Source organism: Paraburkholderia sediminicola (assembly GCF_046026855.1).
In the GTDB taxonomy this organism is placed as follows: Bacteria; Pseudomonadota; Gammaproteobacteria; order Burkholderiales; family Burkholderiaceae; genus Paraburkholderia; species Paraburkholderia sediminicola_A.
On the sequence record NZ_JAQQET010000002.1, the window covers coordinates 188597 to 202604 of the forward strand.

Here is a 14008-nt window from a genome sequence, read left to right on the forward strand (position 1 = left end):
AATTGCACGAGACCTGAGTAACGCGCTAAAGCGCGAACTCTGGTCGACCGCTTTGCATGGGACCCGAGTAACGCGCTAAAGCGCGAACTCTGGTCGACCGCTTTGCATGGGACCCGAGTAACGCGCTAAAGCGCGAACTCTGGTCGACATAGGAGAGACTCATGACACGACCCAACGCCGACGCGCTACTGGCCGGCAACCGCCTGACGCTCGCCGGTTACGAGGCGCGACATTTCGGCTGGTCGGTCGCCGACAAAGTCGCGACGATCACGCTGAACCGCCCCGAACGCAAAAACCCGCTGACGTTCGAATCGTATGCGGAGTTGCGCGATCTGTTCCGCCAACTCACCTATGCGACTGACGTCAAGGCTGTAGTGATTCACGGCGCAGGCGAAAACTTCTGCTCCGGCGGCGACGTGCACGACATCATCGCGCCGCTGATCGATCTGCCGATGCCGGAACTGTTGCTGTTCACGCGCATGACCGGCGATCTGGTCAAAGCAATGCGCCATTGCCCGCAGCCCATCATTGCCGCAGTCGACGGCGTATGCGCCGGCGCCGGCGCGATTCTGGCGATGTCGTCCGACATGCGCCTGGCCACTGCGCGCAGCAAGCTCGCGTTTCTGTTCTCGCGGGTCGGTCTCGCAGGTTGCGATATGGGCGCGTGCGCGATCCTGCCACGCATCATCGGTCAGGGACGTGCCGCCGAATTGTTGTTCACCGGCCGCTCGGCGAGTGGTGACGAAGGCCACGCCTGGGGTTTCTACAACCGCCTGTGCGAACCGGCAACCCTCCTCGCGGACGCACAAAAGCTTGCCGCCGATCTCGTCGCCGGTCCGACTTTCGCGCACGGTATCACGAAGAAGATGCTGCACCAGGAATGGAGCATGAGCATCGACGAGGCGATCGAATCGGAAGCGCAAGCACAGGCAATCTGTATGAGCACGCGCGATTTCGAACGCGCGTATAGCGCGTTTGCCGCGAAGTCGCGCCCGGTGTTCGAAGGAGATTGAATTGAGCACTCCCAGCGATAAAAACGATATGGATCTGCACAGCGCGCTGGCCTGGCCGTTCTTCGAACCGCACCATCGCGAACTGGCTGCGGGTATCGAAGCATGGTGCCGCGCGAATCTTTCGCACGTAAAACACGATGACGTCGATGCAGCCTGCCGTCATCTGGTCCGTGAACTCGGCGCGGCAGGCTGGCTGAAATACGGTGTCGGCGGCGTTGCTTATGGCGGCCACGGTGACACGATCGACACACGCGCGGTGTGCCTGCTGCGTGAAATCCTCGCCAGGCATTCCGGTCTCGCGGATTTCGCGTTGGCGATGCAAGGACTCGGCTCAGGCGCGATCTCGCTCGGCGGCACACATGAGCAAAAGACGCGCTATTTGCCACGCGTGGCGAACGGCACCGCCATCGCCGCATTCGCCTTGTCGGAACCGGAAGCGGGATCGGACGTCGCGGCAATGGCATTGAGCGCACGCGAAGACGGCGACGCCTACGTACTCGACGGCGACAAGACGTGGATCTCCAACGGCGGCATCGCCGATTTCTACGTGGTGTTCGCCAGAACCGGTGAAGCGCCGGGCGCACGCGGCATCACCGCCTTCATCGTCGATGCCGACACGCCGGGTCTGGAAATCGCGGAACGTATCGACGTGATCGCACCGCATCCGCTAGCGCGTTTACATTTTTCCGGCGCACGCGTGCCGCGCAGCCAGATGCTCGGCGCGCCCGGCGAAGGTTTCAAACTCGCCATGCGTACGCTGGATATTTTCCGCACGTCGGTGGCGGCTGCGTCGTTGGGATTCGCGCGTCATGCCATGGCTGAAGGTCTCTCGCGTGCGTCGTCGCGCAAGATGTTCGGACAGACTCTCGGCGATTTTCAGCTGACGCAAGCCAAGCTCGCACAGATGGCATTGACGATCGACAGCAGCGCATTGCTGGTCTACCGCGCGGCCTGGCTGCGCGACCAGGGCGAAAACGTCACGCGTGAAGCCGCGATGGCCAAGTGGCACGCAAGCGAAGGCGCACAACAGGTGATCGACTCCGCCGTACAACTCTATGGCGGCATGGGCGTGCAAAGCGGCACGGCCGTCGAGATGCTGTACCGCGAAATTCGTGCGTTGCGGATCTATGAAGGCGCGACTGAAGTGCAGCAGTTGATTGTCGGCCGCGATCTTTTGAAAGCTCACGCGGCGGAAGTCATCAAGGACGCGGCGAAATGAATACGACCTTCGAAAGACCGATCCGCATCCGCTTCCAGCACTGCGATCCTGCCGGCATCGTGTTCTTTCCGCAATATCTGGTGATGACCAACGCACTGGTCGAAGACTGGTTCAACGAAGCCCTGCATATCGACTATGCGCAGATGATCGCGCAACGCCGTATCGGCTTGCCGATCGTCAAACTCGATTGCGAGTTTTCGCGACCGAGCCAGATGGGTGAAACGATCACGCTGGTACTCAACGTTACGAAGGTGGGGCGCCGCTCGATCAGCATCGAGATCGTCGGCCAGCACGGCGACGAAACCCGCTTCAGCGCGAAACAGGTGCTAGTTACGACATCGCTCGAAAGCGGCACATCCATCGACATTCCCGACGATATCGCGAGCGCGCTCGCGATATTCGCCACACAGCCCGAATCTATTGAGGCGCATCGCTCATGAAAAAAGCTCTCCTCCCGGCCGGTTGGATCAAGCCGCGCGGCTACGCGAACGGCGTCGCGGCAACCGGTACGCAAGTGTTTATCGCCGGCCAGATTGGCTGGGACAAACAGGCGCGTTTTCAGACCACCGACTTCGCGCAGCAAGCCATTCAGGCGCTCAAGAACGTACTCGCCGTATTGCATGAAGCGGGCGGCACACCCGAGCATCTGGTCCGCATGACGTGGTACGTCACGGACAAGCGCGAATACCTCGGCGCGCTGAAAGACATCGGCCGTGCGTTTCGCGAACTGATCGGCGACTACGACATCGCGATGAGCGCGGTACAGGTCGTCGCGTTGATCGAAGACGAAGCCAAGGTCGAAATCGAAGCCACGGCAGTGGTTCCCCAGTAAGCACACGAAACACGAAACCCACCAAGCCAACCGAAGCGCATTCATCCGGCTCAACGCCCGGGAGACCATGATGGAACCGTCAGCACACGTCGATACCTTCGCGCGCGACAATCTTCCGCCGCAGGATCAGTGGCCTGTCTTTCTGCTCGACAACCCGGACGTGGCTTACCCGGCGCGCTTCAATTGCGCGACGGAATTGCTCGACACGACTATCGCAGCCGGCCATCGCGATCATCCGGCGATCTGGTCGGACGCAGAGGGAACGCCTCAGGCAACCACTTATGGCGAGCTGCTTGCGCTCGTCAATCGCAGCGCGCATGTACTGGTCGACGAAATGGGTTTGCAGCCGGGCAACCGCGTGCTGCTGCGTGGACCGAATACCTTGCACATGGCAGTGACAGCGCTCGCCGCGCTGAAGGCCGGCCTCGTGGTAGTGCCCACCATGCCGCTGCTGCGCGCGAAAGAACTCAAGCAGATCATCGAGAAGGCACAGGTCAGCGCCGCGCTATGCGACGCGCGCCTAACCGATGAACTCGCACGCTGCAACAACCCGCAAGACGAGTTCTACTGCGCGGGCCTGAAACAGACGCGCCTGTTTCATGACGATTCCGCCGATTCGCTCGACACGCTCGCGATCAACAAACCGGACCACTTCACCGCCTGCGACACCGCCGCTGACGACGTCTGCCTGATCGCCTTCACCAGTGGCACGACGGGTGCGCCGAAGGGCTGCATGCATTTTCATCGCGACGTCCTGGCGATGTGCGATCTGTTTCCGCGTCATGTTCTAAAACCTTCATCGAGCGATATCTTTTGTGGCACGCCGCCGCTCGCCTTCACATTCGGCCTCGGCGGCCTGCTGTGCTTTCCGCTGCGAGTGGGTGCGTCGACGGTATTGATCGAGCGGCTCACGCCCGAAACCTTGCTGCAAACGGTCGAGCGCTTTCACGCGACGATCATGTTCACCGCGCCGACGTTCTATCGGCAAATGGCGCCGCTCGTTGCGCATCACGACGTTTCAAGCCTGAAGAAAACGGTCTCGGCGGGAGAAGCGCTGCCGGATTCGACGCGCCGTCTTTGGCACGACGCAAGCGGCATCGACATGATCGACGGAATCGGCGGCACGGAACTGATCCATATTTTCATCTCGGCGCAAGGCGGCGAGATTCGTCCGCATGCCATCGGCCGCGCGGTGTCGGGCTACGTCGTGCAAGCCGTGGACGATGCCATGCAACCCGTTGCGCCCGGCACGATCGGCAAACTCGCGGTACGCGGGCCGACCGGCTGCCGCTATCTGGCCGACGAACGGCAAAGCCGGTTTGTCCGCGACGGCTGGAACCTTCCCGGCGACTCGGTCTATCTCGACGAAGACGGTTACGTGTTTTATCAGGCGCGCGCCGACGACATGATCGTCTCCGCCGGCTACAACATCTCCGGGCCGGAAGTGGAAAGCGTGCTGCTGCAACACGACGCGGTGGCCGAATGCGGCGTGATCGGCGTGGCCGACGAAACGCGCGGGCAGATCGTCAAAGCCTTCGTGGTGCTGAACCCAGGTTTTGCGCCGGATGACAAACTGGTCGCGCAACTGCAGGATTTCGTGAAAAATAGCGTAGCGCCGTACAAATACCCACGCGTCATCGCTTTCGTCGGCTCACTGCCACGCACCGAAACCGGCAAGCTCAAACGCTTTGAATTGCGTACACTCGCGTAGCCCCTCGAATAGCCCCTCTTTCCTGTCGGAGACATATCGCATGGCCGCCTCTTTCGTCGAAGTCGTCGCCCAGGATGGCGGCCGTTTCAATGCCTACGTCGCGCGTCCGGCGCAAGGGTCGGGCCCGGGGCTCGTCCTGCTGCAGGAAATTTTCGGCATCAACGAAACGATGAAGTCGATGGCCGACCGATTCGCAGAAGAAGGTTATGTGGTGCTGGTGCCGGATCTGTTCTGGCGGATCAAGCCGGGTATCTCGCTCGGCTATGGCGAGGCCGATATGAAGCAGGCGCTCGACTATCTCGGACGCTTCAATGTCGATCTCGCCGTCGACGATATCGCGGCAACAGTCGCGACATTGCGCACTTTGCCCGAGCAGGCCGGCAAGGTGGGGACAGTCGGTTACTGTCTCGGCGGCAAACTCGCGTTCCTGAGCGCGGCACGCACTGACGTGGACTGCGCAGTCAGCTACTACGGCGTCGGTCTCGAAGCGTATCTGGATGAAGTGCCGGCCGTGCGCTGCCCAATGGTGTTTCATTTCCCCGAAAACGACGCGCACTGTCCGCCCGAAACGCGCGAGCGAATCAGCACGGCATTGCGTACGCGTCTGCAGATCGAGCAATACGTGTACCCGGGCTGCGATCACGCTTTCGCCGCGCCATCGCGCCCGCAGTACGATAAACCCGCCGCGATGATGGCCTATTCGCGCACGCTCGCGTTGCTGCGCAAAGTGCTGGGTCCGGTCTTCGATCTGAACGCGTTGTGGGAAGCACATTGCTATTACGAGTTCGCCACGCGCGACGTGGATGCCGTCATGCCGACCATGGTCGCGCAACCCTACGTCAATCACGTCCCCACCATGACGGGCGGCGTGGGACATGACAACCTCAAGCGTTTCTATACGCATCATTTCGTCAATTCGAATCCCGCCGATACGAAACTGATTCCAATCTCGCGCACAATCGGCGCGGATCGTATCGTCGACGAATTCATTTTCAGCTGCACGCATAGCTGCGAAATCGACTGGTTGCTGCCCGGCGTCGCACCGACCGGTAAATACTTCGAAGTGCCGATGCTGGCAGTGGTGTGCTTTCGCGGCGACAAGCTGTACAACGAGCACATCTATTGGGATCAGGCGTCCGTGCTCGTGCAGGTCGGCTTGCTGAATCCTGAGGGACTGCCGGTGGCCGGCATCGAAAGCGCGCGTAAGCTGCTCGATGAAACATTGCCGTCCAATCAGCTAATGGGCGCGAAGTCGCGGGTGTGACGCGCGGGTGCGATGTTTAAGATGTTTAGCCAGGGGCGAGCAACTAGAGCCACTCCTCAGCACAACATCCCTATGATGTGACTCTCCACAGCCCACCGTCCTTCGACCCATGCTGATCGTCCATCATCTGAACAACTCCCGCTCGCAACGCGTGTTGTGGCTGCTCGAAGAACTCGGCGTTCCGTACGAGATCAAGCGCTACGAGCGCGACCCGAAAACGATGCTGGCGCCGCCCGAATTGCGCGCGGTGCATCCGCTCGGCAAGTCGCCCGTCATTACCGACGACGGCCAGACCCTCGCCGAATCCGGTGCGATCATCGAGTATCTGGTCGACAAGTACGGTCAAGGCCGTTTAGCGCCCACGGCGGGCACGCCTGAGCGTCTGCGTTACACCTACTGGCTGCATTATGCGGAAGGCTCGGCGATGCCGCCGCTGCTGCTCAAACTGGTCGCGCTGCGCATTGCCGGCGCGCCGATGCCGTTCTTCGCCAAGCCGATCGCCCGCAAGATCGCGTCGACGCTGCAATCGAGCTTCGTCGATCCGCAGTTGAAGTTGCACCTCGGCTACATCAATAAGGAATTGAGCGCGACCGGCTGGTTCGTCGGCAACGACTTCACGGCGGCCGACGTTCAGATGAGTTTTCCGCTCGAAGCCGCCACCGCCCGCGGCGGCATGGAAGGGCAGATTCCCGCGGTAGTCGATTTCCTGAAGCGCATTCACGCGCGGCCGACTTATCAGCGGGCATTGGAGCGCGGCGGCAAGTACGAACTACTGGGTGGCGATTGACTGCATACGCCGCCCAGGAATTCGTAGTTGTGGGTCGAAAGTCGCGGGTGCTAGACTAAAATTCCCCATTGCCTTCAACGGGTTGCCGACCGGGTTTCCGACTTCGTGTCGAGCGGCGGCACGTCCGGCATCCGCTTGCGCCCGACTGACCACGGCAAAGGAGTCCCCGCATGACCCATTCCATCCACGGCAACAGACGCTGGCTGGCGCTGATCGTTCTGTGCCTCGGCGTGCTCATGATCGTGCTCGACACGACGATCGTGAACGTTGCATTGCCGTCTATCGCCGCGGACCTCGGCTTTACCGAGACCTCGCTGGTGTGGGTGGTCAATGCGTACATGCTCACCTTCGGCGGCTGCCTGCTGCTTGGCGGGCGGCTCGGTGATCTTTACGGACACCGCAAACTGTTCCTCGGCGGCATCACCTTGTTCACGCTGGCGTCGCTCGCATGCGGCATGGCGAATTCGCAAGTGCTGCTGGTGAGCGCGCGTGCCGTGCAGGGTCTGGGCGGCGCGGTCGTCTCCGCTGTTTCGTTATCGCTGATCATGAATCTGTTCACCGAGACCGGTGAACGGGCGAAAGCGATGGGCGTATACGGCTTCGTCTGCGCAGGTGGGGGCAGCATCGGCGTATTGCTCGGCGGGCTGCTGACCAACCTGCTGAGCTGGCACTGGATCTTTCTCGTCAACCTGCCTATTGGCGTCGCCGTCTACGCGCTGTGCCTCGCGCTCTTGCCGTCGGCACGCGGTCACGCGCATGGCGAACGGCTCGACGTGGCCGGCGCGGTCACGGTGACTGCGTCGCTGATGCTGGCCGTGTACGCCGTTGTGAACGGCAATGAAGCGGGCTGGACCTCGGTGCAGACGCTGGGCATGTTGTTCGCCGCGCTCGCACTGCTGGCCGTGTTTCTCATTATCGAAGCGCGCGTGCAGCATCCGTTGATGCCGCTCGGTCTGTTCCGCTTGCGCAATGTCGCGACGGCGAACGTGGTCGGCGTACTGTGGGCGGCTGCGATGTTCGCGTGGTTCTTTATCTCCGCGCTGTATCTGCAACGCGTGCTCGGTTATCGGCCGTTGCAGGTCGGGCTCGCGTTTTTACCCGCCAATCTGATCATGGCGTTCTTTTCGTTGGGCCTGTCGGCGCGCGTGGTGATGCGCTTCGGTCTGCGTCTTCCGCTTGCCGCCGGGTTGCTGGTCGCCGCGTGTGGCCTCGCGCTGTTTGCGCGCGCACCGGTCAATGGCAGCTTCGTGCTCGATGTGCTTCCCGGCATGATTCTGCTTGGCTTCGGCGCGGGCATCGCGTTCAATCCCCTGCTACTGGCTGCCATGAGCGACGTCGATCCGAGCGATTCGGGCCTCGCGTCCGGTATCGTCAATACGTCGTTCATGATGGGGGGCGCACTCGGCCTCGCAGTGCTAGCGAGTCTCGCAGCCGCGCGCAGCGACGCCATGCAGGCTTCTGAAAACGCAGTGACAGCGCTCAACAGCGGCTATCACGTGGCGTTTCTGTTCGGTGCGATCTTCGCGGCGGCGGCGGGTGTGCTGGGCGGTTTGCTGTTGCGCCCGGGGCAAGCTGGCGGCGCATCCGCATCGGAACAGTCTCGCTCCCCGGGCAACGAGGCAACGACGGAAAACTATTGACCTGCGGTGTATTGCGGCTCACCGGTCGAAGACGTTTCACCTGCTTGAACGCGAACCACTCGCCACACATAGCTCGCTGAGCGCGGCAAAACCGCAAGCGCGATCAAATGCGCCGCATCGCGCCTGGCTATGCTGGTTTCATGCAGACATGAGAGCCGATATGAACCCCGTTGGAAAAGCGCTCTGGTTTATCGAAAGCCATTTTGCCCGCGAGCTGACGCTCGACGACATCGCCAATTGTGGATGCGTATCGCGCTTTCATCTGGCGCGTGCTTTCGAAGCAGCCACCGGGTTTTCGGTGATGCGCTATGTTCGTGCGCGGCGCTTGAGCGAAGCAGCACGGCGTCTCGCCGATGGCGCGCCCGACATCCTGACGGTCGCCATCGACGCGGGCTACGGTTCTCATGAAGCATTCACGCGTGCGTTTCGCGAGCAATTCGGACTCACCCCCGAAGCGCTGCGCGCGCGTGGTCATCTCGACAATATTGCCATCATGGAGCCGATCAAAATGGACGAAACCCTTCTCACGCATCTGGAACCGCCGCGTTTCGAAGACGGCAAACCGTTTCTCGTCGCGGGCCTGAGTGAACGCTACACCTGCGACACCAGCACCGCCATTCCGTCGCAATGGCAGCGCTTTGGCGACTTCTTCGGCAAGGTGCCGGGACAAGTGGGCGGCGTGGCCTACGGCGTTTGCTACAACGCCGACGACGCGGGAAATTTCGACTACCTGTGCGGCGTCGAGGTCGGCGACTTCTCGGCACTGCCCGCCGAGTTGAACCGCTTGCGCATTGTCGCGCAACGCTATGCGGTATTCAGCCACCGCGAGCACATCTCGTCGATCCGGCGCACCGTCAACACGATATGGAATCAATGGCTGCCGGCGTCGGGACATGTGCCTGCGGACGCGCCGAATTTCGAGCGCTATAGCGAACAGTTCGACCCGGTCAGTGGCATGGGTGGACTCGAAATCTGGCTGCCATTGAAGGCCTGATCACCGGCGCGTTGAATATTCCCTACTTCCTGCCGGGTATCTCCCGCCCGCGTATCGAACAGCCCGATGTCTCCGTCACGAAGATCAGCGCGAACGCGCCGATCGCGCAAGCGCCCATCATGTAGTACGCCGGCATAAGCGTATTGCCGGTATGCGCGATAAGCCATTCGTTCACCATCGGCGCTGTTCCACCGAAGATTGACGTGGAGATGTTGTAGGCGATCGCCATCCCGGCATAACGTACCTGTGTGGGGAACATCGCTGGGAACATGGCCGAGATACTTGCAAGTTGTGGAACGTACAGCAAGCCCAGCAGGGAGAAACCTACGATTGCTCCGGGCACGCCATGCTTCATCAGGAGGAACATCGGAATGGCTGCGACAAAGAGCCCAACCAGCGAAAACCACCAGACGTTCTTGCGGCCAACCCGATCCGAGAATGTCCCGGCAAAAGGAAGAAAGACCATCATCGCCAACATACCGATTAGCGGAACGAGCAAGGACATGTTGTCGCTCATGCCGAGCTGTTTCTGCATGAAAGTCGGCATATAAGCCAGCAACACGTAATTGACGACGTTCAACGCCACCACCAGGCCGCCCAGCAACAGCAGCGGCTTCCAGTACTCCGTCAGCAAGGCTTTCAGCGGCACGCGGGTACGCTGTTCCTTGTGGCTCGATTGTTCCAGTTCGAGGAAGACGGGCGTGTCCTCCAGCTTCGAACGCAGATAGAAACCAATCAGACCAAGCGGTGCCGCGATCAGAAACGGCAATCGCCAGCCCCAGGCATGCATGGCTGTATTCCCCAGTACGACGGAACAACCGAGCATCAGGAACGCGCCGAGTGAGAAACCCGCAAGGGTGGCGAATTCAAGGAAACTGCCGCAAAAACCGCGCTTCCTGTCAGGGGCATATTCGGCCATGAAAGTAGCCGCGCCGCCATACTCCCCGCCAGTCGAAAACCCCTGGATCATCCGCAAGACGATCAGCAGCGCTGGTGCCCACCATTCGATGCGCGCGTAAGTCGGCACGAGCCCGACCAGCAGCGTTGCCACCGACATCATGATGATCGTCAGCGCCAGCACGTGCTTGCGACCCAGCCGGTCACCGAGCGGCCCCCAGAACAGCCCGCCGAGCGGACGAACCAGAAACGAAATGGCAAAGGTGGCAAGTGCGAATAAGGTGGCCTGTGCCGTGCTGCCGGGGAAAAGCGCTGCCGATATGTAGGTCAGACCGTATGCGTAGATTCCATAGTCGAACCACTCCGTGGCGTTGCCCAGCGCCGACGCGGCGATGGCGCGCCGCAACAGGCTCGGTGATTGGGGCTGCAGGGCCTCGCTGTCCCATGGCTGTACGTAGCTCATCGTTCCTCCTGAATTTCGAGCGATCCGACATATTCAGCACCGCCCCGAGTCCACAATACCGCTGAGGCGATATTTGAAAGATGTTCTAGGACGATGCAGTTGTTGGGGTTTTCCATGACGTCCGGTTGCCCGGCGCTAACCTATTTGGCTTAACTGACAGGCAGCGGCAGCGTCATCAATCGTCCCTGCGCAGGTTTGGCCGTGGTCTCGCCGCAAAGACGCAGACACATCCAGGCAGTGGCGAAATTGCTGCTCACGACCGGCTTGCCAATGGCGGCTTCGATTCGCGTGATAACCGCCGCCGCCCGCACCGCCGTGCAGGAAATAAAGAGCGCGTCGGATTCTTCCGCCATCGCGTCACGCGCGAATGCGACGATATCGTCGTAGGAAATCCGCGCCATCTCCCGGTCATCGGTCAAGCCGATGCACGTGAAGCGGTCGATGATGAAACCTTGTGCGGCGAAGTACTCGACCATCGGCCGGCTGGTTTCAACCGTATAGGGCGTCAGCACGCTAATACGGCGCGCGCCGAGCGCTTTAAGGGCGGTGACCGCGGCGGCCGTCGGCGTGACAACTTGTGCCTCGGGTTTCACCGCATGAATAGCCCGCTCGATCTCCGCATCTCCGATCACGACGGACGCCGACGTGCACGAATACATCACCACGTCGAGCGCTTCGCCGGGCAAGATCAACGCGGCGCCGGCGGTCAACGAAGGCTGCATGGCGAGCAGATTCTCCGGCGTCACCGGGTTGGCGTACGGCACGCGATTCACGTAGATGCCGATACGCTCGTTCGCGACGAGCGTCGCGAAGTCCGGTTCGGTGGTGTGATCGGTTGCGAGGATCACGAGGCCGATACGTCTGGCGAAGGCGCGATCGTCCAGACGCGGCACCCGGCTGAGCAGATGGATGAAATTCAGCATCGCCTAGTGCCCAAGGTTGGGAAAGCGTTTTTCGAGCAGCCTTACGCCGACCACCGCAATAAGACTGATACACAGGAACAGCACGCCGACGAGCGTCATCGGTTCGAGGTAACGGTAGTCCGTGTTCGCGACGATCTTCGCCTCGTTCATCAATTCGAGGACCGTAATCGCCGACAGCAACGGCGTTTCCTTGAACATGGAAATCAGATAGTTCGCGAGCGCGGGCAGCATCGGCGGGACCGCTTCGGGCAAGATGATGTGCTGCCACATCTGCACCGGACTCAGGTTGCACGCCTTGGCGGCTTCCCATTGCCCACGGGGTACGTTTTCGATGCCGGTCCGATAGACTTCAGCCGTATACGTCGCGTAATGAACACCCAACGCGAGTACACCGGCAGCGAGCGCGGGCATCCGGATGCCGATATCGGGCAGCACATAGAAAACAAAGTAAAGCTGCACAAGCAACGGTGTGCCGCGAATAAAGCTCGCCACGGCCGTAGTGGTACGCGATACCGCACGATTCGGCGAAAGCCGCAAGATCGCGAACGCCATGCCGACCACAGCCGCCACCACGGCGCCGAGCAAGGTCGCAAGCACAGTGATCTTCAAGCCTTGCAGCAAGATCGGCATAATCCCGCGCGCGAAACTCCAGTCCCATTCCATACGGTTATCTCCTCATCCCGTCGAGACCAAAGGTCATCCGGCGTTCGAGCTTGCGCACGCCGAACGAAATCAGGCAGGCCATTGCGAAGTACAGTGCGAGAATCGTCGCGAACGGTATCAACGTATTGCCGGTTTGCGAGCGGACGACCTGCGCCTGAAATGTCATGTCTCCAAGAGAAATCAGCGATACGACCGCCGTGCCTTTGAGCAACTCGATCGCGTTGTTGCCGAAGGTGGGCAGCATCAGCGGCAAGGCTTGAGGCAAGATCACGTGACGCATGCGTTGATACGTGGACAGATTCAGCGCAATGCATGCGCTCCTCTGCTCCTGACCGATCGCGACAACCGCGCCACGTACCACTTCCGCGCCGTACGCGCCCACATTCAAGCCGAGAGCGAGCACACCGGCCTGCAGCGGCGTGAGGGTAAGCCCGACCATCGGCAACACGAAATACGCCCAGAACAACTGGACAAATACCGACGTGCCGCGGAAAAACTCGATATACGACGTGGCGAGCGCGCGTACCGCAAAGAACCGCGACAGCCGTCCGAGCCCTGCGACGAACGCCATCACGAGCGCAAGCACCGTGCCCATCACAGTCAGTTCAACGGTTGCCTCGGCGCCTTTCAGAATCAGCAGCAGATAACCGGACCAGTCGTTCATCAACGCACCTCGCAGGCAACGGAATGGCCGTTTAGCGTGCTACTACGTAGCGTGCCAAACGGCTCGGGCAGATTCAGTTCTTCGCCGCGCACAGTTTTTCGCGGCTTGTCGACATCGCTGCCTTTGCCGAGAAACCGTACGGCTCGACGATCTTCGCGAACTCACCGGATTCCTTCATCTTCTTCAGTTCGACGTCGAAAGCGTCACGCAGCGCGGTGTCCTGCTTGCGGAACGCCACGCCATCGCATTGCACCGGCGTGCCTTGCACCGGTGCGATCGATTCGAGATTGGCGTCCTTCGCTTTCGAGAGCAGATCGCTGATCGACAGCAGCGGCAGCGCGAACGCGTCGATGCGCCCGTCCTGGAGCATCTTCAGGCCACTCTGACCGTCCGGCACGATAACAACGCGTTCGGTCGGAATCTGCGCGGCGGTCGCGAGTTTCTGTTCGGTCGTGCCGCCTTCGACGCCAATCACAGCTTTAGGATCCTTGGCGATCTCTTCGTAGGTCTTGATGCTTTTGGTGTTGCCTTTCTTGACGGCAAACGCCTCCACCGCGCACAGCACCGGCTCCGAGTAAGCGACCGCGGCGCAGCGCTGCGGCGTCATGAAAAGACCGGCTGCGATCGCATCGTGCCGCCCCACCGCGAGACCCGGAATCATTGCGCCATACTCGGAGATAGAAGCGACGATATCGTTGACGCCCAGCCTCTTGAAGACAGCTCGCGCTACATCAGGCGCGGCGCCCGTCACCTTGCCGTCGGCCCCGACTGCGGTAAACGGCGGTTCGTTGGCAATCGCAATGCGTGCAAAACCCTGCTCCCTGAGTTGTGCAAGTTTGTCCTGTGCCGCGACTGCGAGACCGGTCAAGGTCAGCAACGACAACGTCCCCGTGATCAGAATCCCCTTCAGTTTCATGATTTCTGGCTCCTAAAGCGTG

The 14008-nt window shown here is 60.9% G+C and carries 14 protein-coding genes; 9 read left to right on the forward strand and 5 right to left on the reverse strand.

The features are described 5' to 3' along the window. Positions 1-161 precede the first annotated feature (161 nt). From PQR40_RS03000 to PQR40_RS03040, 9 genes are all read left to right on the forward strand, one after another. Positions 162-1013 (forward strand): enoyl-CoA hydratase family protein, encoded by an 852-nt coding sequence (locus tag PQR40_RS03000; RefSeq protein WP_408484122.1) that lies wholly within the window; start codon positions 162-164, stop codon positions 1011-1013. Positions 1014-1041: 28 nt separating this feature from the next. After that, entirely contained in the window at positions 1042-2232 is a 1191-nt protein-coding gene (locus tag PQR40_RS03005) for an acyl-CoA dehydrogenase family protein (RefSeq protein WP_408389637.1), read from the forward strand. Further along, entirely contained in the window at positions 2229-2672 is a 444-nt protein-coding gene (locus tag PQR40_RS03010) for an acyl-CoA thioesterase (RefSeq protein WP_408389602.1), read from the forward strand. Before PQR40_RS03005 ends, PQR40_RS03010 begins: the two co-directional genes overlap by 4 nt. Next, the gene (locus tag PQR40_RS03015) at positions 2669-3064 is read left to right on the forward strand and encodes a RidA family protein (RefSeq protein WP_408389604.1); all 396 of its coding nucleotides are present in this window, start codon (positions 2669-2671) and stop codon (positions 3062-3064) included. The genes PQR40_RS03010 and PQR40_RS03015 overlap by 4 nt, the downstream gene beginning before the upstream one ends. A gap of 70 nt (positions 3065-3134) precedes the next feature. Then, positions 3135-4775 carry an AMP-binding protein gene (locus tag PQR40_RS03020; RefSeq protein ID WP_408389639.1) on the forward strand — a complete coding sequence of 547 codons (1641 nt, stop codon included), beginning with the start codon at positions 3135-3137 and terminating at the stop codon, positions 4773-4775. 40 nt (positions 4776-4815) lie between these two features. After that, a complete protein-coding gene (locus PQR40_RS03025; protein ID WP_408334395.1) occupies positions 4816-6039 on the forward strand; it encodes a dienelactone hydrolase family protein in 1224 nt (407 codons plus the stop codon). 109 nt (positions 6040-6148) lie between these two features. Continuing rightward, the gene (locus tag PQR40_RS03030; RefSeq protein WP_408334398.1) at positions 6149-6826 is read left to right on the forward strand and encodes a glutathione S-transferase family protein; all 678 of its coding nucleotides are present in this window, start codon (positions 6149-6151) and stop codon (positions 6824-6826) included. 170 nt (positions 6827-6996) lie between these two features. Beyond that, complete coding sequence (locus PQR40_RS03035; protein WP_408224332.1) at positions 6997-8466, forward strand: DHA2 family efflux MFS transporter permease subunit; 1470 nt, start codon at positions 6997-6999, stop codon at positions 8464-8466. A 160-nt stretch (positions 8467-8626) separates the two neighbouring features. Beyond that, positions 8627-9460 carry an AraC family transcriptional regulator gene (locus PQR40_RS03040; protein ID WP_408389606.1) on the forward strand — a complete coding sequence of 278 codons (834 nt, stop codon included), beginning with the start codon at positions 8627-8629 and terminating at the stop codon, positions 9458-9460. Between the two features lie 22 nt (positions 9461-9482). On the opposite strand, the gene PQR40_RS03045 is transcribed toward PQR40_RS03040, so the two are convergent. From PQR40_RS03045 to ehuB, 5 genes are all read right to left on the reverse strand, one after another. Then, positions 9483-10820 carry an MFS transporter gene (locus tag PQR40_RS03045; RefSeq protein ID WP_408389608.1) on the reverse strand — a complete coding sequence of 446 codons (1338 nt, stop codon included), beginning with the start codon at positions 10818-10820 and terminating at the stop codon, positions 9483-9485. Between the two features lie 149 nt (positions 10821-10969). Further along, positions 10970-11743, reverse strand: coding sequence for an ectoine utilization protein EutA (gene eutA, locus PQR40_RS03050; RefSeq protein WP_408389610.1), 774 nt, complete (start codon positions 11741-11743; stop codon positions 10970-10972). A 3-nt stretch (positions 11744-11746) separates the two neighbouring features. After that, positions 11747-12406, reverse strand: a complete 660-nt coding sequence (gene ehuD / locus PQR40_RS03055) for an ectoine/hydroxyectoine ABC transporter permease subunit EhuD (protein ID WP_408389612.1) — start codon at positions 12404-12406, stop codon at positions 11747-11749. Between the two features lie 4 nt (positions 12407-12410). After that, positions 12411-13070 carry an ectoine/hydroxyectoine ABC transporter permease subunit EhuC gene (gene ehuC / locus PQR40_RS03060; protein ID WP_408389614.1) on the reverse strand — a complete coding sequence of 220 codons (660 nt, stop codon included), beginning with the start codon at positions 13068-13070 and terminating at the stop codon, positions 12411-12413. 73 nt (positions 13071-13143) lie between these two features. Further along, positions 13144-13986 carry an ectoine/hydroxyectoine ABC transporter substrate-binding protein EhuB gene (gene ehuB / locus PQR40_RS03065; RefSeq protein WP_408389616.1) on the reverse strand — a complete coding sequence of 281 codons (843 nt, stop codon included), beginning with the start codon at positions 13984-13986 and terminating at the stop codon, positions 13144-13146. Positions 13987-14008 lie beyond the last annotated feature (22 nt).

Excerpts from the sequence above, each read along its gene's own strand:
- PQR40_RS03000 (WP_408484122.1), top strand. The coding sequence starts at position 162 with ATGACACGACCCAACGCCGACGCGCTACTGGCCGGCAACCGCCTGACG.
- PQR40_RS03005 (WP_408389637.1), top strand. The coding sequence starts at position 1,042 with ATGGATCTGCACAGCGCGCTGGCCTGGCCGTTCTTCGAACCGCACCAT.
- PQR40_RS03010 (WP_408389602.1), top strand. The coding sequence starts at position 2,229 with ATGAATACGACCTTCGAAAGACCGATCCGCATCCGCTTCCAGCACTGC.
- PQR40_RS03015 (WP_408389604.1), top strand. The coding sequence starts at position 2,669 with ATGAAAAAAGCTCTCCTCCCGGCCGGTTGGATCAAGCCGCGCGGCTAC.
- PQR40_RS03020 (WP_408389639.1), top strand. The coding sequence starts at position 3,135 with ATGGAACCGTCAGCACACGTCGATACCTTCGCGCGCGACAATCTTCCG.
- PQR40_RS03025 (WP_408334395.1), top strand. The coding sequence starts at position 4,816 with ATGGCCGCCTCTTTCGTCGAAGTCGTCGCCCAGGATGGCGGCCGTTTC.
- PQR40_RS03030 (WP_408334398.1), top strand. The coding sequence starts at position 6,149 with ATGCTGATCGTCCATCATCTGAACAACTCCCGCTCGCAACGCGTGTTG.
- PQR40_RS03035 (WP_408224332.1), top strand. The coding sequence starts at position 6,997 with ATGACCCATTCCATCCACGGCAACAGACGCTGGCTGGCGCTGATCGTT.
- PQR40_RS03040 (WP_408389606.1), top strand. The coding sequence starts at position 8,627 with ATGAACCCCGTTGGAAAAGCGCTCTGGTTTATCGAAAGCCATTTTGCC.
- PQR40_RS03045 (WP_408389608.1), bottom strand. The coding sequence starts at position 10,820 with ATGAGCTACGTACAGCCATGGGACAGCGAGGCCCTGCAGCCCCAATCA.
- eutA (WP_408389610.1), bottom strand. The coding sequence starts at position 11,743 with ATGCTGAATTTCATCCATCTGCTCAGCCGGGTGCCGCGTCTGGACGAT.
- ehuD (WP_408389612.1), bottom strand. The coding sequence starts at position 12,406 with ATGGAATGGGACTGGAGTTTCGCGCGCGGGATTATGCCGATCTTGCTG.
- ehuC (WP_408389614.1), bottom strand. The coding sequence starts at position 13,070 with ATGAACGACTGGTCCGGTTATCTGCTGCTGATTCTGAAAGGCGCCGAG.
- ehuB (WP_408389616.1), bottom strand. The coding sequence starts at position 13,986 with ATGAAACTGAAGGGGATTCTGATCACGGGGACGTTGTCGTTGCTGACC.